We start from the raw sequence: 18,280 nt of genomic DNA on the forward strand, positions 1-18,280 counted from the left end.
GGGGCGCGCCCCGGGGGCCGGCGCCGCCCCCCCCCTGAGCGGGGGGCCGGCCCGCCCCCCCCCGCGCCTACCCCGGGGGGGGGGGGCCCCCCCGGGGGGGGGCCCCCCCCACCCCGAGGGTACGTTTCTGCTCAACCGCGGAGCGGCTCAGCTCTCCTCGTGCGAGACCGCGCGACGCGCGTCCGCGTCCAGGACGCCCCAGCTGATCAGCTGTTCGGTCAGGACCGACGGCGACTGGTCGTAGATGACGGCGAGGGTGCGCAGGTCGTCCTGGCGGATCGACAGCACCTTGCCGTTGTAGTCACCGCGCTGCGACTGGATCGTGGCGGCGTACCGCTGCAGGGGACCGGCCTTCTCGACCGGCACATGGGCCAGCCGCTCCAGGTCCAGGACCAGCTTCGGCGGGGGCTCGGCCGCCCCGCCCGGGGTGGTGCCAGGCAGCAGTTCCTGCACGGGAACGCCGTAGAAATCCGCCAGCTCGGCAAGGCGCTGCACGGTCACGGCGCGGTCGCCGCGCTCGTACGAACCGACCACGACCGCCTTCCAGCGGCCCTGGGACTTCTCCTCGACACCGTGGAGGGAAAGGCCCTGCTGGGTGCGGATCGCCCGGAGTTTGGCCCCGAGTTGTTTGGCGTATTCGCTGGACATATAGCTCCCCGGCACTGGGTCGACGCGGCAGCAGCCGCGTGCTGGTAACTCACTGTGAGGTTACGCAGCGTGATTCTTCTGCGTCAAGCCGAATGGTCCACACCGACTCTTCCGTGGTATCCGTGGCCGATTACGCCAAGGGGGTGATCCTGGGTGTCCTCCCGGCCTGCTACCGTTGATGGCGCAAATCCGACGTCCTTTAAGGTCCGTCCCGTGAGGCGGAGAAGGAGGTCCGTTTCTTATGGACAAGCAGGACACCCCGCAGGATTCCCGGCAAACCGATGCGCGGCCCGTTCTCGAAGGCCCCGACATCGCGCGCGTGCTGACGCGCATCGCCCACGAGATCGTCGAACGCGCCAAGGGCGCCGACGACGTGGTGCTCCTCGGCATCCCGACCCGCGGCGTCTTCCTCGCCCAGCGGCTCGCCGCCAAGCTGGAGCAGATCACCGACCGCAGCATCCCGGTCGGCTCCCTGGACATCACGATGTACCGCGACGACCTGCGCATGCACCCGCCGCGTGCGCTGGCCCGCACCGAGATCCCCGGTGACGGCCTCGACGGCAGACTGGTCGTCCTCGTCGACGACGTGCTCTTCTCGGGCCGCACCATCCGCGCCGCCCTCGACGCCCTGAACGACATCGGGCGCCCGCGCGCGGTCCAGCTCGCGGTCCTCGTCGACCGCGGCCACCGGGAACTGCCCATCCGCGCCGACTACGTCGGCAAGAACCTCCCCACGTCGCTGCGGGAGACGGTCAAGGTCCTGCTCGCCGAGGAGGACGGTCGCGACACCGTGCTGCTCGGCGTGAAGCAGACCGCCCAGCAGTAGCACGCGCGCGTGCGGCCCGATGTGCCGTACGCCCCGCCGCCGCGCCCCTGCCTGCCCGAATCCTCCCCATGAACTGCCTTACGGAGCCTGACAGATGCAGCGTCATCTCATCTCGGCCGCCGACCTCACCCGCGACGACGCCGTCCAGATCCTCGACACCGCCGAGGAGATGGCCCGGGTCGCCGACCGGCCCATCAAGAAACTGCCGACCCTGCGCGGCCGCACGATCGTCAACCTGTTCTTCGAGGACTCCACGCGCACGCGTATCTCCTTCGAGGCCGCCGAGAAGCGCCTGTCCGCGGACGTCATCAACTTCTCCGCCAAGGGCTCCTCGGTGTCCAAGGGCGAGTCCCTGAAGGACACCGCGCAGACGCTGGAGGCCATGGGCGTCGACGCCGTCGTCATCCGGCACGGCGCCTCCGGAGCGCCGTACCGCCTGGCCACCTCCGGGTGGATCGACGCGGCCGTCGTCAACGCCGGCGACGGCACCCACCAGCACCCCACCCAGGCCCTCCTGGACGCCTTCACCATGCGCCGCCGGCTCGTCGGCCGGGACGCCGGCATCGGGCAGGACCTCTCCGGCAAGCGCATCACGATCGTCGGCGACGTCCTGCACAGCCGGGTCGCCCGCTCCAACGTCGACCTGCTGCACACCCTCGGCGCCGAGGTCACCCTGGTCGCCCCGCCCACCCTCGTCCCGGTCGGCATCGAGGCCTGGCCCTGCGAGGTGTCCTACGACCTCGACAGCACGCTGCCCAAGTCCGACGCGGTGATGATGCTGCGGGTGCAGCGGGAGCGGATGAACGCCGCGTTCTTCCCGACCGAGCGCGAGTACTCGCGGCGCTACGGCCTCGACGGCGACCGCATGGCGAAGATGCCCGAGCACGCCATCGTGATGCACCCCGGCCCGATGGTCCGCGGCATGGAGATCACCGCCGAGGTCGCCGACTCCGAGCGCTGCACCGTCGTCGAGCAGGTCGCCAACGGCGTCTCCATCCGGATGGCCGTCCTCTACCTGCTCCTGGGCGGCGCCGTGTTCAGTTCGAAAGACGTGCCCGCCGTCGCCCACGCCCGTACCACCGAGGAGAAGTAAGAACATGAGCAAGATCCTGATCCGTGGTGCGAAGGTGCTCGGCGGGGAGCCGCAGGACGTCCTCATCGACGGCGAGGTCATCGAGGCCGTCGGCACGGGCCTGTCCGAGGAGGGCGCGACGGTCGTCGACGCCACTGGCAAGGTGCTGCTGCCGGGGCTGGTGGACCTGCACACGCATCTGCGCGAGCCCGGCCGCGAGGACTCCGAGACCGTGCTGACGGGTACGCGTGCCGCGGCCTGTGGCGGTTACACGGCCGTCTTCGCCATGGCCAACACCTTCCCCGTCGCCGACACCGCCGGCGTCGTCGAGCAGGTCTGGCGACTGGGCCGTGAGCACGGCTACTGCGATGTGCAGCCCATCGGCGCCGTCACCGTCGGCCTGGAGGGCAAGAAGCTCGCCGAACTGGGCGCCATGCACGAGTCGGCCGCCGGAGTCACCGTCTTCTCCGACGACGGCAAGTGCGTCGACGACGCGGTGATCATGCGCCGGGCCCTGGAGTACGTGAAGGCCTTCGGCGGGGTCGTCGCCCAGCACGCGCAGGAGCCGCGGCTGACCGAGGGCGCCCAGATGAACGAGGGCGTCGTCTCCGCCGAACTGGGGCTGGGGGGCTGGCCCGCGGTGGCCGAGGAGTCGATCATCGCCCGGGACGTCCTGCTCGCCGAACACGTCGGCTCCCGCGTCCACATCTGCCACCTCTCCACCGCCGGCTCGGTCGAGATCGTCCGCTGGGCCAAGTCTCGCGGCATCGACGTCACCGCCGAGGTCACCCCGCACCACCTGCTCCTGACGGACGAACTGGTCCGGTCCTACAACCCGGTCTACAAGGTCAACCCGCCGCTGCGCACCGAACGCGATGTGCTCGCCCTGCGCGAGGCGCTCGCCGACGGCACCATCGACATCGTCGCCACCGACCACGCCCCGCACCCGCACGAGGACAAGGACTGCGAGTGGGCCGCGGCCGCCATGGGCATGGTCGGCCTGGAGACCGCGTTGTCAGTGGTCCAGGAGACGATGGTGGAGACCGGGCTCCTCGACTGGGCCGGGGTCGCCGACCGCATGTCCCGCACGCCCGCACGCATCGGGCGGGCCACGGGGCACGGCCGCCCCGTCTCGGCAGGTGAGCCCGCCAACCTCACGCTCGTCGACACGGAATACCGTGGGTCCGTGGACCCCGCGGGCTTCGCCTCGCGCAGCCGCAACACTCCGTACGAGGGGCGTGAGCTGCCGGGCCGTGTCACGCACACGTGGCTCCGGGGCAAGGCCACGCTCGTCGACGGGAAGCTCACGTGACATCTGCTGCACTACTCCTCGCGGCCGAGAAGGAATCCGCCGCGGTGACCGACTGGGCCGCGCGCATCGGCTGGGTGGTCGGCCTCGGTCTGTTCGTCGCGCTCGTGTACTGGCTGATGCGCGAGGGCTGGAAGTGGCGCGGCACGCTCCAGGGCGACCTCCCCGAGCTGCCCACCGCGCCGCCCGAGTCCGGCGAGGCGAGACTGACTGTGTTGTCGATGAGCGGCCGCTACCACGGCTCCACCACCGCGGGGCAGTGGCTCGACCGCATCGTGGCGCACGGCCTGGGAACCCGCAGCCGGGTCGAGCTCACCCTGACGGACGCGGGACTGGACGTCGTACGCCCCGGCGCGACCGACTTCTTCATCCCCGTCGGCGCGCTGCGCGAGGCGCTGCTCGGCAAGGGCATCGCCGGCAAGGTCCTCACCGAGGGCGGGCTGCTGGTGGTGACCTGGGCACACGGCGACAAGCTGATCGACTCCGGCTTCCGGTCCGACCACGCGGCCGAGCACACCGAGTGGGTGGACGCCATCAACTCCATGATCAAGAACAACACGACGGAAGGCGCACGATGACGACCTCCACCAGGGGGGCCACAAAGGTTCCCGCCGTACTCGTCCTGGAGGACGGCCGGATCTTCCGCGGCCGTGCCTACGGGGCCGTGGGGGAGACCTTCGGCGAAGCGGTGTTCTCCACCGGCATGACCGGCTACCAGGAGACCCTCACCGACCCGTCCTACGACCGCCAGATCGTCGTCGCGACCGCCCCGCAGATCGGCAACACCGGCTGGAACGACGAGGACGACGAGTCCAGCCGCATCTGGGTCTCCGGCTACGTCGTGCGCGACCCCGCCCGCGCGGCGTCCAACTGGCGCGCCAAACGCCTCCTGGACGACGAGCTCGTCGCCCAGGGCGTCGTCGGGATCTCCGGCATCGACACCCGCGCCCTCACCCGCCACCTGCGCGAGCGCGGCTCGATGCGCGCCGGCGTCTTCTCCGGCGAGGCGATCGCCGCCGACTCCGAGCTCCTCGCGCGCGTGCAGGCCCAGCCGCACATGAAGGGCGCGAGCCTCTACGAGGAGGTCACCACCAAGGAGGCCTACGTCGTCCCGGCGGTCGGCGAGAAGCGGTTCACCGTCGCCGCCGTCGACCTCGGCATCAAGGGCATGACCCCGTTCCGCATGGCCGAGCGCGGCATCGAGGTGCACGTGCTCCCGGCGACCGCCACCGAGGAGGACGTCTACGCCGTCGACCCGGACGGGGTGTTCTTCTCCAACGGCCCCGGCGACCCGGCCACCGCCGACGGTCCCGTCGCCCTGATGACCGCGGTCCTCGCGCGCAGGACGCCGCTGTTCGGCATCTGCTTCGGCAACCAGATCCTCGGCCGCGCCCTCGGCTTCGGCACCTACAAGCTGAAGTACGGCCACCGGGGTATCAACCAGCCCGTCCAGGACCGTACGACCGGCAAGGTCGAGGTCACCGCGCACAACCACGGCTTCGCCGTGGACGCGCCCCTCGACCGGGTCAGCGAGACGAAGTTCGGCCGCGCCGAGGTCTCCCACGTCTGCCTCAACGACGACGTCGTGGAGGGGCTGCAGCTGCTCGACCAGCCGGCCTTCTCCGTCCAGTACCACCCCGAAGCGGCAGCGGGCCCGCACGACGCCGCCTACCTGTTCGACCGCTTCGTATCCCTGATGGAGGGCCAGCGTGCCTAAGCGCACCGATATCCAGTCCGTCCTGGTCATCGGCTCCGGCCCGATCGTCATCGGCCAGGCCGCCGAGTTCGACTACTCCGGCACCCAGGCGTGCCGCATCCTGCGCGCCGAAGGCCTGCGCGTGATCCTGGTCAACTCCAACCCGGCGACGATCATGACCGACCCGGAGATCGCCGACGCCACCTACGTCGAGCCGATCACCCCCGAGTTCGTCGAGAAGATCATCGCCAAGGAGCGCCCCGACGCCCTGCTGCCCACCCTGGGCGGCCAGACGGCCCTCAACACGGCCATCTCGCTCGCCGAGAACGGCGTCCTTCAGAAGTACGGCGTCGAGCTGATCGGCGCCAATGTGGAGGCCATCAACAAGGGCGAGGACCGCGACCTGTTCAAGGAGGTCGTCGAGGAGGTCCGCAAGAAGATCGGGCACGGCGAGTCGGCCCGCTCGGTCATCTGCCACACCATGGACGAGGTCGTCGCGGGTGTGGACACCCTCGGCGGCTACCCGGTCGTCGTCCGCCCCTCCTTCACCATGGGCGGCGCCGGCTCCGGCTTCGCCCACGACGAGGAGGAGCTGCGCCGCATCGCCGGGCAGGGCCTCACCCTGTCGCCGACCACCGAGGTGCTCCTGGAGGAGTCCATCCTCGGCTGGAAGGAGTACGAGCTGGAGCTGATGCGCGACAAGCACGACAACGTCGTGGTCGTCTGCTCCATCGAGAACTTCGACCCCATGGGCGTGCACACCGGCGACTCGATCACCGTCGCGCCCGCGATGACGCTGACCGACCGCGAGTACCAGATCCTGCGTGACATCGGCATCGCGGTCATCCGCGAGGTCGGCGTCGACACCGGCGGCTGCAACATCCAGTTCGCGGTGAACCCCGAGGACGGTCGCGTGATCGTCATCGAGATGAACCCGCGCGTGTCGCGGTCCTCGGCTCTCGCCTCCAAGGCGACCGGCTTCCCCATCGCCAAGATCGCGGCCAAGCTCGCCGTCGGCTACACCCTCGACGAGATCCCCAACGACATCACGCGGGAGACCCCGGCCTCCTTCGAGCCGACGCTCGACTACGTGGTCGTGAAGGCCCCGCGCTTCGCCTTCGAGAAGTTCCCGAGCGCCGACTCCACCCTCACCACCACCATGAAGTCGGTCGGCGAGGCCATGGCCATCGGCCGCAACTTCACCGAGGCCTTCCAGAAGGCGCTGCGCTCGCTGGAGAAGAAGGGCAGCCAGTTCACCTTCGTCGGTGAGCCCGGTGACAAGGACGAGCTGCTGCGCGAGGCCGTGCGGCCCACCGACGGCCGCATCAACACCGTCATGCAGGCCATCCGCGCGGGCGCCACCCCCGAGGAGGTCTTCGAGTTCACGAAGATCGACCCCTGGTTCGTCGACCAGCTCTTCCTCATCAAGGAGACCGCCGACGACCTGGCCGCCGCCGACCGGCTGGACGGCGGGCTGCTCGTCGAGGCCAAGCGGCACGGCTTCTCCGACCAGCAGATCGCCGAGATCCGCGGTCTGCGCGAGGACGTCGTGCGCGAGGTCCGGCATGCGCTGGGCGTCCGCCCGGTCTACAAGACGGTCGACACCTGCGCCGCCGAGTTCGCCGCGAAGACGCCGTACTTCTACTCCTCCTACGACGAGGAGAGCGAGGTCGCGTCCCGCGAGAAGCCCGCGGTGATCATCCTGGGCTCCGGCCCGAACCGCATCGGCCAGGGCATCGAGTTCGACTACTCCTGTGTCCACGCCTCCTTCGCACTGTCCGACGCCGGGTACGAGACCGTGATGGTCAACTGCAACCCGGAGACCGTCTCCACGGACTACGACACCTCCGACCGCCTGTACTTCGAGCCGCTGACGCTGGAAGACGTGCTGGAGATCGTCCACGCGGAGGCGCAGGCCGGGCCGATCGCCGGTGTCGTCGTCCAGCTCGGCGGCCAGACCCCGCTCGGTCTGGCGCAGGCGCTGAAGGACAACGGCGTGCCGATCGTGGGCACGCCCCCGGAGGCCATCCACGCGGCGGAGGACCGGGGCGCCTTTGGGCGCGTGCTCGCCGAGGCCGGACTGCCGGCCCCGAAGCACGGCACGGCCACCACCTTCGCCGAGGCCAAGGCCATCGCCGACGAGATCGGCTACCCCGTCCTCGTCCGGCCGTCCTACGTCCTCGGCGGCCGCGGCATGGAGATCGTCTACGACGAGACCCGGCTGTCGTCCTACATCGCCGAGTCGACCGAGATCAGCCCCACCCGCCCGGTCCTCGTCGACCGCTTCCTCGACGACGCCATCGAGATCGACGTCGACGCGCTCTACGACGGCGAGGAGCTGTACCTCGGCGGCGTCATGGAGCACATCGAGGAGGCCGGCATCCACTCCGGCGACTCGGCGTGCGCCCTGCCCCCGATCACGCTCGGCGGCTTCGACATCAAGCGTCTGCGGGCCTCGACCGAGGCCATCGCGCGCGGGGTGGGCGTCCGCGGCCTGATCAACATCCAGTTCGCGATGGCCGGCGACATCCTCTACGTGCTGGAGGCCAACCCGCGCGCGTCCCGCACGGTCCCCTTCACCTCGAAGGCGACCGCGGTGCCGTTGGCGAAGGCGGCCGCCCGGATCTCGTTGGGCGCGAGCATCGCGGAGCTGCGCGCCGAGGGGCTGCTTCCGGCCACCGGCGACGGCGGCGAGCTGCCGCTGGACGCTCCGATCTCCGTCAAGGAGGCCGTGATGCCGTGGACCCGCTTCCGGGACACCTCCGGCCGTGGTGTGGACACCGTCCTCGGCCCGGAGATGCGCTCCACCGGCGAGGTCATGGGCATCGACTCCGTCTTCGGCACGGCGTACGCCAAGTCGCAGGCCGGGGCGTACGGACCGCTGCCCACCAAGGGCCGCGCGTTCATCTCCGTCGCCAACCGCGACAAGCGCTCGATGATCTTCCCGGCGCGTGAGCTGGTCGGCCACGGCTTCGAGCTGCTCGCCACCTCCGGCACCGCCGAGGTCCTCAAGCGCAACGGCATCAACGCCACGGTCGTGCGCAAGCAGTCCGAGGGCCCCGGCCCGAACGGCGAGAAGACCATCGTCCAGCTCATCCACGACGGCGAGGTCGACCTCATCGTCAACACCCCGTACGGCACCGGCGGCCGCCTCGACGGCTACGAGATCCGTACGGCGGCCGTGGCGCGGTCCGTGCCGTGCCTGACGACGGTCCAGGCGCTCGCCGCCGCCGTCCAGGGCATCGACGCCCTCAACCACGGGGACGTGGGCGTCCGCTCGCTCCAGGAACACGCGGAACACCTGACCGCGGCCCGCGACTAGCAGCCGACGAGGGGGACACCGGAAACGGTGTCCCCCTCTGCATGAGGGAACCATGTACAAGATCTTCTTCAACCTCGTCTTCCGGCGGATGGACCCGGAGCAGGCCCACCACCTGGCCTTCCGCTGGATCCGGCTCGCCGCCCGCATCCCCGTGCTGCGCACGTTCGTCGCCGCCGCCCTCGCGCCCCGCCACAAGGAGCTGCGCACCGAGGCCTTCGGGCTGCGCATGCACGGCCCCTTCGGGCTCGCCGCCGGCTTCGACAAGAACGCCGTCGCGATCGACGGGATGTCGATGCTTGGCTTCGACCACGTCGAGATCGGCACGGTCACCGGCGAGCCGCAGCCCGGCAACCCCAAGAAGCGGCTGTTCCGGCTCGTACAGGACCGCGCGCTCATCAACCGCATGGGGTTCAACAACGAGGGCTCGCTGGTCGTCGCGGCGCGCCTCGCCTCCCGTGAGCCGGTCTTCAAACCCGTGGTGGGCGTCAACATCGGCAAGACCAAGGTCGTACCGGAGGAGGAGGCCGTCGGCGACTACGTGAAGTCGACCGAGCGGCTCGCGCCGTACGCCGACTACCTGGTCGTGAACGTGTCCTCGCCGAACACGCCGGGGCTGCGCAACCTACAGGCCACCGAGGCGCTGCGGCCGCTGCTGAGCGCCGTCCGGGAGGCCGCCGACCGCACGGTGACCTCGCGGCGCGTCCCGCTGCTGGTCAAGATCGCCCCGGACCTGGCGGACGACGACGTCGACGCGGTCGCCGACCTGGCCGTCGAGCTCGGCCTGGACGGGATCATCGCCACGAACACCACCATCGCGCGCGAGGGCCTCGGCCTGGCGTCCGACCCCTCCCTGGTGAAGGAGACCGGCGGTCTGTCCGGGGCGCCCCTCAAGGCCCGCTCCCTGGAGGTGCTGCGCCGCCTCTACGCGCGCGTGGGCGACCGCATCACCCTGGTGGGCGTCGGCGGCGTCGAGAACGCCGAGGACGCCTGGCAGCGCATCCTGGCCGGTGCCACGCTGGTGCAGGGCTACAGCGCCTTCATCTACGAGGGGCCCTTCTGGGGCCGCGCGATCCACAAGGGGCTCGCCGCCCGCCTGCGGACGAGTCCCTACGCCACCCTCGCCGACGCGGTCGGCGCCGACGTGAGGAAGACGGCATGACCCCGGAGCCCTTCGGCGCGCGACTGCGTCGCGCGATGGACGAGCGCGGCCCGCTGTGCGTCGGCATCGACCCGCATGCCTCCCTGCTCGCCGAGTGGGGCTTGAGCGACGACGTCGCCGGCCTGGAGCGGTTCAGCCGCACGGTCGTGGAGGCGACGGCGGACCGGGTGGCCCTGCTGAAGCCGCAGAGCGCCTTCTTCGAGCGGTTCGGCTCGCGCGGGGTCGCGGTCCTCGAGAAGTCGGTGCAGGAGGCGCGGGCGGCCGGCGCGCTGGTCGTGATGGACGCCAAGCGCGGTGACATCGGCTCCACCATGGCCGCCTACGCCGAGTCCTTCCTGCACCCGGACGCCCCGCTGTTCTGCGACGCCCTCACGGTCTCGCCGTACCTCGGCTACGGATCCCTGTCGCCGGCGGTGGCGCTGGCCCGCGAGAGCGGCGCCGGGCTGTTCGTGCTGGCGCTGACCTCCAATCCCGAGGGCGGCGAGGTCCAGCACGCGGTGCGGGCCGACGGCCGCAACGTCGGCGCGACGATGCTGGCGCATTTGGCCGCCGAGAACGTGGGGGAGGAGCCGCTGGGCTCCTTCGGGGCGGTCGTCGGCGCCACCCTGGGCGACCTGTCGACCTACGACCTCGACATCAACGGTCCGCTCCTCGCGCCCGGTGTCGGCGCCCAGGGGGCGACGCCGGCCGACCTTCCCCGGGTCTTCGGGTCGGCGCTGCGCAATGTCGTGCCGAACATCAGCCGGGGCGTGTTGCGTCAGGGTCCCGAGGTCGTCGCGCTGCGTGACGCCGTGGAGCGGTTTGCGCGAGAGGTGCGCGCAGCCGTGGCCTCCGCCTGAGGGGCTCCGACCGCCCGACCGGGGGCTCGGTCGGGCGGCCTCGGGCCGACTTGAGTCTGGATACATCCTCAAATCCGGTGCAGTATGTCTTAAATGTCCGGCCCTACGGAGGCTGACCAGGACTTTTCCTCTGTTCTCGCTGACTCCGGCGGAGTTGGCCGCTAGTCTCCGACGGAGAGTGAACGGGCAGCGCGTGTTGCTCGTAACTCACCAGGTGTGGGGCGACTAGGTTCCTCACCGGTCCGTATCCGACAGTTCGACATCCGAGGTGACGTAGGCGTGGCTCTTCCGCCCCTTACCCCCGAACAGCGCGCAGCCGCGCTCGAAAAGGCCGCCGCGGCTCGCCGGGAGCGGGCCGAGGTCAAGAATCGACTGAAGCACTCCGGCGCCTCGCTTCACGAGGTCATCAAGCAGGGTCAGGAAAACGACGTCATCGGCAAGATGAAGGTCTCCGCCCTCCTGGAGTCGCTCCCGGGCGTGGGCAAAGTCCGCGCCAAGCAGATCATGGAGCGACTCGGCATCTCCGAGAGCCGCCGCGTGCGCGGCCTCGGCTCCAACCAGATCGCCTCCCTGGAGCGTGAGTTCGGCAGCACCGGCTCCTGATTCCCGGGTCCTGCGGGAAGGGAGTCCCGGGCACTCCGGGATTGCTGGAATAATCGCTGCATGGCTGCAACATTCCGGGGGACGACCCCCGAGCCCCCGGACGTACGTCCGCGGCTGACCGTGCTCTCCGGCCCCTCCGGGGTCGGCAAGAGCACGGTCGTCGCCCATATGCGCAAGGAACACCCCGAGGTCTGGCTCTCGGTGTCGGCGACGACCCGTAGGCCCCGTCCTGGTGAGAAGCATGGGGTCCACTACTTCTTCGTCACCGACGAGGAGATGGACAAGCTGATCGCCAACGGCGAGCTGCTGGAGTGGGCCGAGTTCGCCGGCAACCGCTACGGCACTCCGCGCGCCGCCGTACTGGAGCGCCTGGAGTCGGGCGAGCCGGTCCTCCTGGAGATCGACCTCCAGGGCGCCCGGCAGGTCCGTGAGTCCATGCCCGAGGCCCAGCTGGTGTTCCTGGCTCCTCCCTCCTGGGAGGAGCTCGTGCGCAGACTCACCGGGCGGGGCACCGAGCCGCCCGAGGTCATCGAGCGTCGGCTGGAGGCCGCGAAGATCGAACTCGCGGCCGAGCCGGAGTTCGACGAGACCCTGGTCAACACCTCCGTCGAGGACGTGGCGCGCGAGCTGCTAGCCTTGACGGATGTCGTGTGATCACGACCATTCTTTTTTCCCATCCATCGGAAGGTAGAGCGTGTCCTCTTCCATCTCCGCGCCCGAGGGCATCATCAACCCGCCGATCGACGAGCTCCTCGAGGCCACCGACTCGAAGTACAGCCTCGTGATCTACGCGGCCAAGCGGGCCCGCCAGATCAACGCGTACTACTCGCAGCTCGGCGAGGGCCTCCTCGAGTACGTCGGTCCGCTCGTCGACACCCACGTCCACGAGAAGCCGCTCTCGATCGCCCTCCGCGAGATCAACGCGGGACTGCTGACGTCCGAGGCCGTCGAGGGTCCCGCGCAGTAGTATTTTCGGCTCGCAGTTGGTTTTTCCACAGGCCCGGCAGCACGACTGCCGGGCCTGTGGTGTCTGATGGACCCGTACGCCGGGAGCCGCGGCGTACGTGGTCGAGTCCGGGGAGAGACGGTGGACAAGCCGAAGGTCGTTCTGGGGGTCAGTGGGGGCATCGCCGCCTACAAGGCCTGCGAACTGCTGCGCAGACTGACGGAGTCGGGTCATGACGTCCGCGTCGTCCCCACCGCCTCCGCGCTGCACTTCGTCGGCGCCGCCACCTGGTCCGCCCTGTCCGGCCACCCCGTCTCCACGGAGGTCTGGGGCGACGTCCACGAAGTCCCGCACGTCCGCATCGGCCAGCACGCCGACCTGGTGGTCGTCGCCCCGGCCACGGCCGACATGCTCGCCAAGGCCGCCCACGGGCTCGCGGACGACCTCCTCACCAACACCCTCCTCACCGCCCGTTGTCCGGTCGTCTTCGCCCCCGCGATGCACACCGAGATGTGGGAGCACCCGGCCACCCAGGAGAACGTGGCGACGCTGCGCCGCCGGGGCACCGTCGTCATCGAGCCGGCCGTCGGCCGGCTCACCGGCGTCGACACCGGCAAGGGGCGGCTGCCCGACCCGGCCGAGATCTTCGAGGTCTGCCGCCGCGTCCTGGCCAGGGGAGTGCGCGAACCCGACCTCGCCGGCCGGCATGTCGTCGTCAGCGCCGGCGGCACCCGCGAGCCCCTCGACCCGGTCCGCTTCCTCGGCAACCGCTCCTCCGGCAAGCAGGGCTACGCCCTCGCCCGCACCGCCGCAGCCCGCGGCGCCCGCGTCACGCTGATCGCCGCGAACACCGGACTGCCCGACCCGGCCGGGGTCGACGTCGTCCAGGTCGGCACGGCCGTGCAGCTGCGCGAGGCGGTCCTGAAGGCCGCCGCGGACGCCGACGCGGTCGTCATGGCCGCCGCGGTGGCCGACTTCCGGCCACAGACATACGCGGCGGGAAAGATCAAGAAGAAGGACGGCCAGGAACCGGAACCCATCGTTCTCGTGCGGAATCCGGACATTCTCGCGGAGATCTCCGCCGACCGGGCGCGCCCCAATCAGGTGGTTGTCGGCTTCGCCGCCGAGACCGACGACGTCCTCGCCAACGGCCGGACGAAGCTGCGGCGCAAGGGGTGCGATCTGCTGGTGGTGAACGAGGTGGGGGAGCGTCGCACATTCGGCTCCGAGGAGAACGAGGCGCTTGTTCTGGGGGCCGACGGGAGTGAGACCCCGGTGCCGCACGGCCCGAAGGAGGCCCTGGCCGAAATCGTGTGGGACCTGGTGACGACCCGCCTGACCTGACTGTTTGATGCGCATCGCCGTTCCCTCGTAGCTCGCTCGAATCGGGTGTGGCGCCCCTGGCCAAGGCTGCCGGGCATTCGGCAGAATGCTCGTGCCGCAGGTCACAGCGCTCCCGAGAGGCGAGACGGGTGGGCCGGTGGTGGGGCACGACCGATAAACTGTTCTCGGATGACGCCGGGCGCAGCTCCCGTCGCGTCCGCCAATGATCAGCCAGCAGCCGCTGCAACCCCAGGGAGCGTTGTGTCCCGTCGCCTGTTCACTTCGGAGTCTGTGACCGAGGGTCACCCCGACAAGATCGCTGACCAGATCAGCGACACCATTCTCGACGCCCTGCTGCGCGAGGACCCGACCTCCCGGGTCGCGGTCGAGACCCTGATCACGACCGGCCTGGTGCATGTGGCCGGTGAGGTCACCACGAAGGCCTACGCGCCGATCCCCCAGCTCGTGCGCGACAAGATCCTCGAGATCGGCTACGACTCCTCCAAGAAGGGCTTCGACGGCGCCTCCTGCGGCGTGTCGGTGTCCATCGGTGCGCAGTCCCCGGACATCGCCCAGGGTGTGGACACGGCGTACGAGTCCCGGGTCGAGGGCGACGACGACGAGCTCGACAAGCAGGGCGCCGGCGACCAGGGCCTGATGTTCGGCTACGCCTCCGACGAGACGCCGACCCTGATGCCGCTGCCGATCTTCCTGGCGCACCGCCTCTCCAAGCGCCTGTCGGACGTCCGCAAGAACGGGACCATCCCCTACCTGCGCCCCGACGGCAAGACCCAGGTCACCATCGAGTACGACGGCGACAAGGCCGTCCGCCTCGACACGGTGGTCGTCTCCTCGCAGCACGCGAGCGACATCGACCTGGACTCCCTGCTGGCTCCCGACATCCGCGAGTTCGTCGTGGAGCCGGAGCTCAAGGCGCTCCTGGACGACGGCATCAAGCTCGACACCGAGAACTACCGACTGCTGGTCAACCCGACCGGCCGCTTCGAGATCGGCGGCCCGATGGGCGACGCCGGCCTCACCGGTCGCAAGATCATCATCGACACCTACGGCGGCTTCGCCCGGCACGGCGGCGGAGCGTTCTCGGGCAAGGACCCGTCCAAGGTCGACCGCTCGGCCGCCTACGCGATGCGCTGGGTGGCGAAGAACGTGGTGGCGGCGGGTCTGGCGGCCCGCTGCGAGGTCCAGGTCGCCTACGCGATCGGCAAGGCCGAGCCGGTCGGCCTCTTCGTCGAGACCTTCGGCACGGCCAAGGTGGACGTCGAGAAGATCGAGAAGGCCATCGACGAGGTCTTCGACCTGCGTCCGGCCGCGATCATCCGCGACCTCGACCTGCTCCGCCCGATCTACGCCCAGACCGCCGCCTACGGCCACTTCGGCCGAGAGCTCCCCGACTTCACCTGGGAGCGTACGGACCGCGTCGAGGCCCTGCGGAAGGCCGCGGGGTTCTGATACGCGGTTGACGCCAGGACTCCGCCCCGCTCGCCGGGCGGGAAACCTGTAGACGACGTCGGCTCCCGGGACCTGATGGTTCCGGGAGCCGACGTCGTCCTGGGCTGGCGCGGCTCCGGGCTTGTGAGGGTGGAGCGTCCGAGGGCGGCCGTTGTCAGTGGCGTTTGGTAAGAATGCAGGCGTGAGCAGCGAGAACGGGCAGGGGGGCGGTGGGGCGGCCGGCGAGGGCGCCCCACCGGAGCAGCTCGCGCTGATTCGGGAGAGCGTGCGGCAGGCCAAGGCGCCGCGAGCCAAGCCCCGGACGTGGCGGGGGGCCGCACTGGCCGAGGAGTTGCCCGTGGCGCGGGTGCTCGTCGACAAGGGCGTGCTGCACCTGGACCGCTACTTCGACTACGCGGTGCCGGCCGAACTCGACGCGGACGCGCAGCCGGGGGTGCGGGTGCGGGTGCGGTTCGGGGCCGGGCGCGGGCGGGTCAGGGAAGGGCGCCGCGAGGGCGGCGGGCTCATCGACGGGTTCCTCATCGAGCGGCTCGCCGCGTCGGACTACTCCGGCCCGCTCGCGGCGCTCGCCCAGGTGGTGTCGCCCGAGCCGGTGCTGAGCCAGGAGCTGCTGGGGCTGGCGCGAACCGTCGCCGACCGGTACGCGGGGAGCCTGGCCGATGTGCTGCAACTCGCGGTGCCGCCGCGCAACGCACGCGCCGAGCAGCGGCCCTCGCCCGCCCCGCTGCCCCCGCCGAGGGCGCCGGAGGCCGGGTCCTGGGCGCGGTACGAGCGGGGCGGCGCGTTCCTCGAGTCGCTGGCGGCCGGGGGCGCGCCGCGGGCCGTGTGGAACGCGCTGCCCGGCCCCGAGTGGAGCGAGGCGCTGGCGCGGGCCGTCGCCGCGACGCTCGCCTCGGGGCGCGGGGCCCTGGTCGTCGTACCGGACGGGCGGGCCGCCGCGCGGGTCGACGCGGCGCTGACGGCGCTGCTGGGGGAGGGCCGGCATGCGCTGCTCACCGCGGACGCCGGGCCCGAGAAGCGGTACCGCGAGTGGCTCGCGGTACGACGCGGGTCGGTGCGGGCGGTCGTCGGAACGCGCGCCGCGATGTTCGCGCCGGTTCAGGACCTGGGGCTGGTCGCGCTCTGGGACGACGGGGACGACAGCCACAGCGAGCAGCACGCGCCGCAGCCCCATGCGCGGGAGGTGCTGCTGCTGCGGGCCGCTCAGGACAAGTGCGGTTTCCTGATGGGGGGTTGGAGCTGCACGGTGGAGGGCGCCCAGCTCGTCGAGAGCGGCTGGGCACGGCCGTTGGCCGCCGCGCGGGAGCAGGTGCGACGCTCCGCTCCGCTGGTGCGCACCGTGGGGGACCAGGACCTCGCTCGGGACGAGGCGGCCAGGGCCGCCCGGCTGCCCACCCTGGCCTGGCAGACGGTCCGGGAAGGGCTGCGGCACGGGCCGGTGCTGGTGCAGGTGCCCCGACGGGGGTACGTGCCGCGGATGGCGTGTGCCCAGTGCCGTGCCCCCGCCCGGTGCCGGCACTGCTCCGGGCCGTTGGAGGCGCGGGACGGCGGCGCGGTGGGCGGCGCGTTGTGGTGCGGGTGGTGCGGTCGTGAGGAGGGCGCCTGGCACTGCCCGGAGTGCGGCTCGTTCCGGTTGCGGGCCCAGATCGTGGGGGCGCGGCGGACCGCCGAGGAGCTGGGGCGGGCGTTTCCCGCTGTTCCGGTGCGTACATCGGGGCGCGAGCAGGTGCTGGACACCGTGCCGGGGACGCCCGCGCTCGTCGTGTCCACGCCCGGGGCCGAGCCGGTCGCCGAGGGCGGGTACGCGGCTGCGCTGCTGCTGGACGGCTGGGCCATGCTCGGCCGGCCCGACCTGCGGGCCGGGGAGGACGCGCTGCGCCGCTGGATCGCGGCCGCCGCGCTCGTGCGGCCCCAGGGGGACGGGGGGACCGTGGTCGTCGTCGCCGAACCCACGCTACGGCCCGTGCAGGCGCTGGTGCGGTGGGATCCCGTGGGGCACGCCGTGCGGGAGCTCGCCGAGCGCGCCGAGCTGGGGTTTCCGCCGGTGTCGCGGATGGCGGCGGTGTCGGGGACCGCGGAGGCGATGGCCGCGTTCCTGGAGGCCGTCGAACTGCCTCGGGAGGCGGAGGTGCTGGGGCCGGTTCCGGTGTCGGCCGGTCCGGCGGGGCGGCCGCGACGGGCGGGGGCGCCGCCGCCCGGGGAACAGTGGGAGCGGGCGTTGATCCGGGTTCCGCCGGGCAGGGGCGCCGCGCTGGCTGCCGCGTTGAAGGCGGCGCAGGCGGCTCGGATGGCTCGGGCTTCCCGGGCGACCCGGGGTGGGGAGGACGTTGTCCGGGTGCGGGTCGATCCGCCGGACATCGGGTGAGGGGCTGCGCGGTCGCGGATATGCGGCTGCCCTCTCGGGCTCGGGCCGAGAGGGCAGGGTGGGGTGGAGCGGTGCGGTGCTGTGTGGGACGGGGGGCGTGGTGGGGGCGGACGTGGTGCGTCAGCCGCTGCGCGGGCCGGGGAAGGCGGTCGGCCTTGCCTCGTCCCGCAGTGCCGGGCTGCCGGCCGTCGGCTGGGTCGGCATCGAGCGGGCGGCGGGGACCGTGGGAACCGTCGGCAGGCCCGTGGTCACGCCGACCGAACGGGCGCCGGTCGGCTCCGTCGGACGGTCGGCCTCGGTGGTGGTCGCCTGGGCCGCGGCGCGGCGGCTGCCGTAACGGCGGTGGACGGCCTGCTTGGTGACCCCGAGCGCGGAGCCCACCGCGTCCCATGAGAAGCCGAGTGAACGGTCGAAGTCCACCGCCGCGGTGACCAGGGTCTCGACGCTGTCCCGCAGTTCCTGGGCCAGGCGGACCGTGGGGGCGGGAGCGCGTCCGTAGACGACGAAGCCCGTGGAGGGGCCGGAGCGGCGGGGGCGGTAGACGTTGCCCAGCTGGGCGGTGAGGGTGCGCAGTGCGTCCACCTGCCGGCGGACGCGCTCGATGTCCCGCACCAGCAAGTGCAGGCTGGCCCGGGCCTGGGCGTCGTGGGTTGCATGGTCGGCCATGAACAAGCCTCTCGAACCGGCGTTGAAGTAGGTGTG

Annotated in this window: 16 protein-coding genes; 14 read left to right on the top strand and 2 right to left on the bottom strand. The window is 71.4% G+C overall.

Features of this window, described 5'->3' with window-relative positions:
- Positions 1–147 precede the first annotated feature (147 nt).
- Positions 148–648 (bottom strand): transcriptional regulator BldD, encoded by a 501-nt coding sequence (bldD, locus tag ACIBTS_RS35885; protein WP_009313753.1) that lies wholly within the window; start codon positions 646–648, stop codon positions 148–150.
- 241 nt (positions 649–889) lie between these two features.
- On the opposite strand from bldD, the gene pyrR reads away from it, so the two are divergent.
- The 14 genes from pyrR (at position 890) to ACIBTS_RS35955 (ending at position 17,578) form a co-directional block, all read left to right on the top strand.
- A complete protein-coding gene (gene pyrR, locus ACIBTS_RS35890) occupies positions 890–1,474 on the top strand; it encodes a bifunctional pyr operon transcriptional regulator/uracil phosphoribosyltransferase PyrR (protein WP_319675061.1) in 585 nt (194 codons plus the stop codon).
- 94 nt (positions 1,475–1,568) lie between these two features.
- Positions 1,569–2,567, top strand: a complete 999-nt coding sequence (locus ACIBTS_RS35895) for an aspartate carbamoyltransferase catalytic subunit (RefSeq protein WP_319675060.1) — start codon at positions 1,569–1,571, stop codon at positions 2,565–2,567.
- 4 nt (positions 2,568–2,571) lie between these two features.
- Positions 2,572–3,858: a dihydroorotase gene (locus tag ACIBTS_RS35900; RefSeq protein ID WP_399324884.1), complete on the top strand. Its 1,287-nt coding sequence runs from the start codon at positions 2,572–2,574 to the stop codon at positions 3,856–3,858.
- On the top strand, positions 3,855–4,433 hold the full coding sequence (locus ACIBTS_RS35905) for a hypothetical protein (protein WP_319334797.1): 579 nt from the start codon (positions 3,855–3,857) through the stop codon (positions 4,431–4,433). Before ACIBTS_RS35900 ends, ACIBTS_RS35905 begins: the two co-directional genes overlap by 4 nt.
- Positions 4,430–5,572, top strand: a complete 1,143-nt coding sequence (gene carA / locus ACIBTS_RS35910; RefSeq protein WP_399324885.1) for a glutamine-hydrolyzing carbamoyl-phosphate synthase small subunit — start codon at positions 4,430–4,432, stop codon at positions 5,570–5,572. The genes ACIBTS_RS35905 and carA overlap by 4 nt, the downstream gene beginning before the upstream one ends.
- Positions 5,565–8,873 carry a carbamoyl-phosphate synthase large subunit gene (gene carB, locus ACIBTS_RS35915; RefSeq protein WP_399324886.1) on the top strand — a complete coding sequence of 1,103 codons (3,309 nt, stop codon included), beginning with the start codon at positions 5,565–5,567 and terminating at the stop codon, positions 8,871–8,873. The genes carA and carB overlap by 8 nt, the downstream gene beginning before the upstream one ends.
- Before the next feature lie 52 nt (positions 8,874–8,925).
- Complete coding sequence (locus ACIBTS_RS35920; protein ID WP_399324887.1) at positions 8,926–10,032, top strand: quinone-dependent dihydroorotate dehydrogenase; 1,107 nt, start codon at positions 8,926–8,928, stop codon at positions 10,030–10,032.
- Positions 10,029–10,871, top strand: coding sequence for an orotidine-5'-phosphate decarboxylase (pyrF, locus tag ACIBTS_RS35925; RefSeq protein WP_399324888.1), 843 nt, complete (start codon positions 10,029–10,031; stop codon positions 10,869–10,871). The genes ACIBTS_RS35920 and pyrF overlap by 4 nt, the downstream gene beginning before the upstream one ends.
- A gap of 279 nt (positions 10,872–11,150) precedes the next feature.
- Entirely contained in the window at positions 11,151–11,474 is a 324-nt protein-coding gene (locus tag ACIBTS_RS35930; RefSeq protein WP_003977346.1) for an integration host factor, read from the top strand.
- 60 nt (positions 11,475–11,534) lie between these two features.
- Positions 11,535–12,128 (top strand): guanylate kinase, encoded by a 594-nt coding sequence (gmk, locus tag ACIBTS_RS35935; RefSeq protein WP_399324889.1) that lies wholly within the window; start codon positions 11,535–11,537, stop codon positions 12,126–12,128.
- 40 nt (positions 12,129–12,168) lie between these two features.
- Positions 12,169–12,441, top strand: coding sequence for a DNA-directed RNA polymerase subunit omega (rpoZ, locus tag ACIBTS_RS35940; RefSeq protein ID WP_003988945.1), 273 nt, complete (start codon positions 12,169–12,171; stop codon positions 12,439–12,441).
- Between the two features lie 120 nt (positions 12,442–12,561).
- Entirely contained in the window at positions 12,562–13,764 is a 1,203-nt protein-coding gene (gene coaBC, locus ACIBTS_RS35945; RefSeq protein WP_399324890.1) for a bifunctional phosphopantothenoylcysteine decarboxylase/phosphopantothenate--cysteine ligase CoaBC, read from the top strand.
- A gap of 240 nt (positions 13,765–14,004) precedes the next feature.
- Positions 14,005–15,213 (top strand): methionine adenosyltransferase, encoded by a 1,209-nt coding sequence (metK, locus tag ACIBTS_RS35950; RefSeq protein WP_399324891.1) that lies wholly within the window; start codon positions 14,005–14,007, stop codon positions 15,211–15,213.
- A 181-nt stretch (positions 15,214–15,394) separates the two neighbouring features.
- Positions 15,395–17,578, top strand: a complete 2,184-nt coding sequence (locus tag ACIBTS_RS35955; RefSeq protein ID WP_399324892.1) for a primosomal protein N' — start codon at positions 15,395–15,397, stop codon at positions 17,576–17,578.
- A 120-nt stretch (positions 17,579–17,698) separates the two neighbouring features.
- Here the strand turns inward: ACIBTS_RS35955 and ACIBTS_RS35960 are convergent, their stop codons facing one another.
- Positions 17,699–18,244 (bottom strand): hypothetical protein, encoded by a 546-nt coding sequence (locus ACIBTS_RS35960; protein ID WP_399324893.1) that lies wholly within the window; start codon positions 18,242–18,244, stop codon positions 17,699–17,701.
- Positions 18,245–18,280: the final 36 nt, after the last annotated feature.

The organism is Streptomyces sp. NPDC050121 (assembly GCF_044460385.1).
Lineage (GTDB): Bacteria > Actinomycetota > Actinomycetes > Streptomycetales > Streptomycetaceae > Streptomyces > Streptomyces soliscabiei.

Coding starts and splice junctions, on each gene's coding strand:
- bldD (WP_009313753.1), bottom strand. CDS start 648: ATGTCCAGCGAATACGCCAAACAACTCGGGGCCAAACTCCGGGCGATC.
- pyrR (WP_319675061.1), top strand. CDS start 890: ATGGACAAGCAGGACACCCCGCAGGATTCCCGGCAAACCGATGCGCGG.
- ACIBTS_RS35895 (WP_319675060.1), top strand. CDS start 1,569: ATGCAGCGTCATCTCATCTCGGCCGCCGACCTCACCCGCGACGACGCC.
- ACIBTS_RS35900 (WP_399324884.1), top strand. CDS start 2,572: ATGAGCAAGATCCTGATCCGTGGTGCGAAGGTGCTCGGCGGGGAGCCG.
- carA (WP_399324885.1), top strand. CDS start 4,430: ATGACGACCTCCACCAGGGGGGCCACAAAGGTTCCCGCCGTACTCGTC.
- ACIBTS_RS35920 (WP_399324887.1), top strand. CDS start 8,926: ATGTACAAGATCTTCTTCAACCTCGTCTTCCGGCGGATGGACCCGGAG.
- pyrF (WP_399324888.1), top strand. CDS start 10,029: ATGACCCCGGAGCCCTTCGGCGCGCGACTGCGTCGCGCGATGGACGAG.
- gmk (WP_399324889.1), top strand. CDS start 11,535: ATGGCTGCAACATTCCGGGGGACGACCCCCGAGCCCCCGGACGTACGT.
- ACIBTS_RS35960 (WP_399324893.1), bottom strand. CDS start 18,244: ATGGCCGACCATGCAACCCACGACGCCCAGGCCCGGGCCAGCCTGCAC.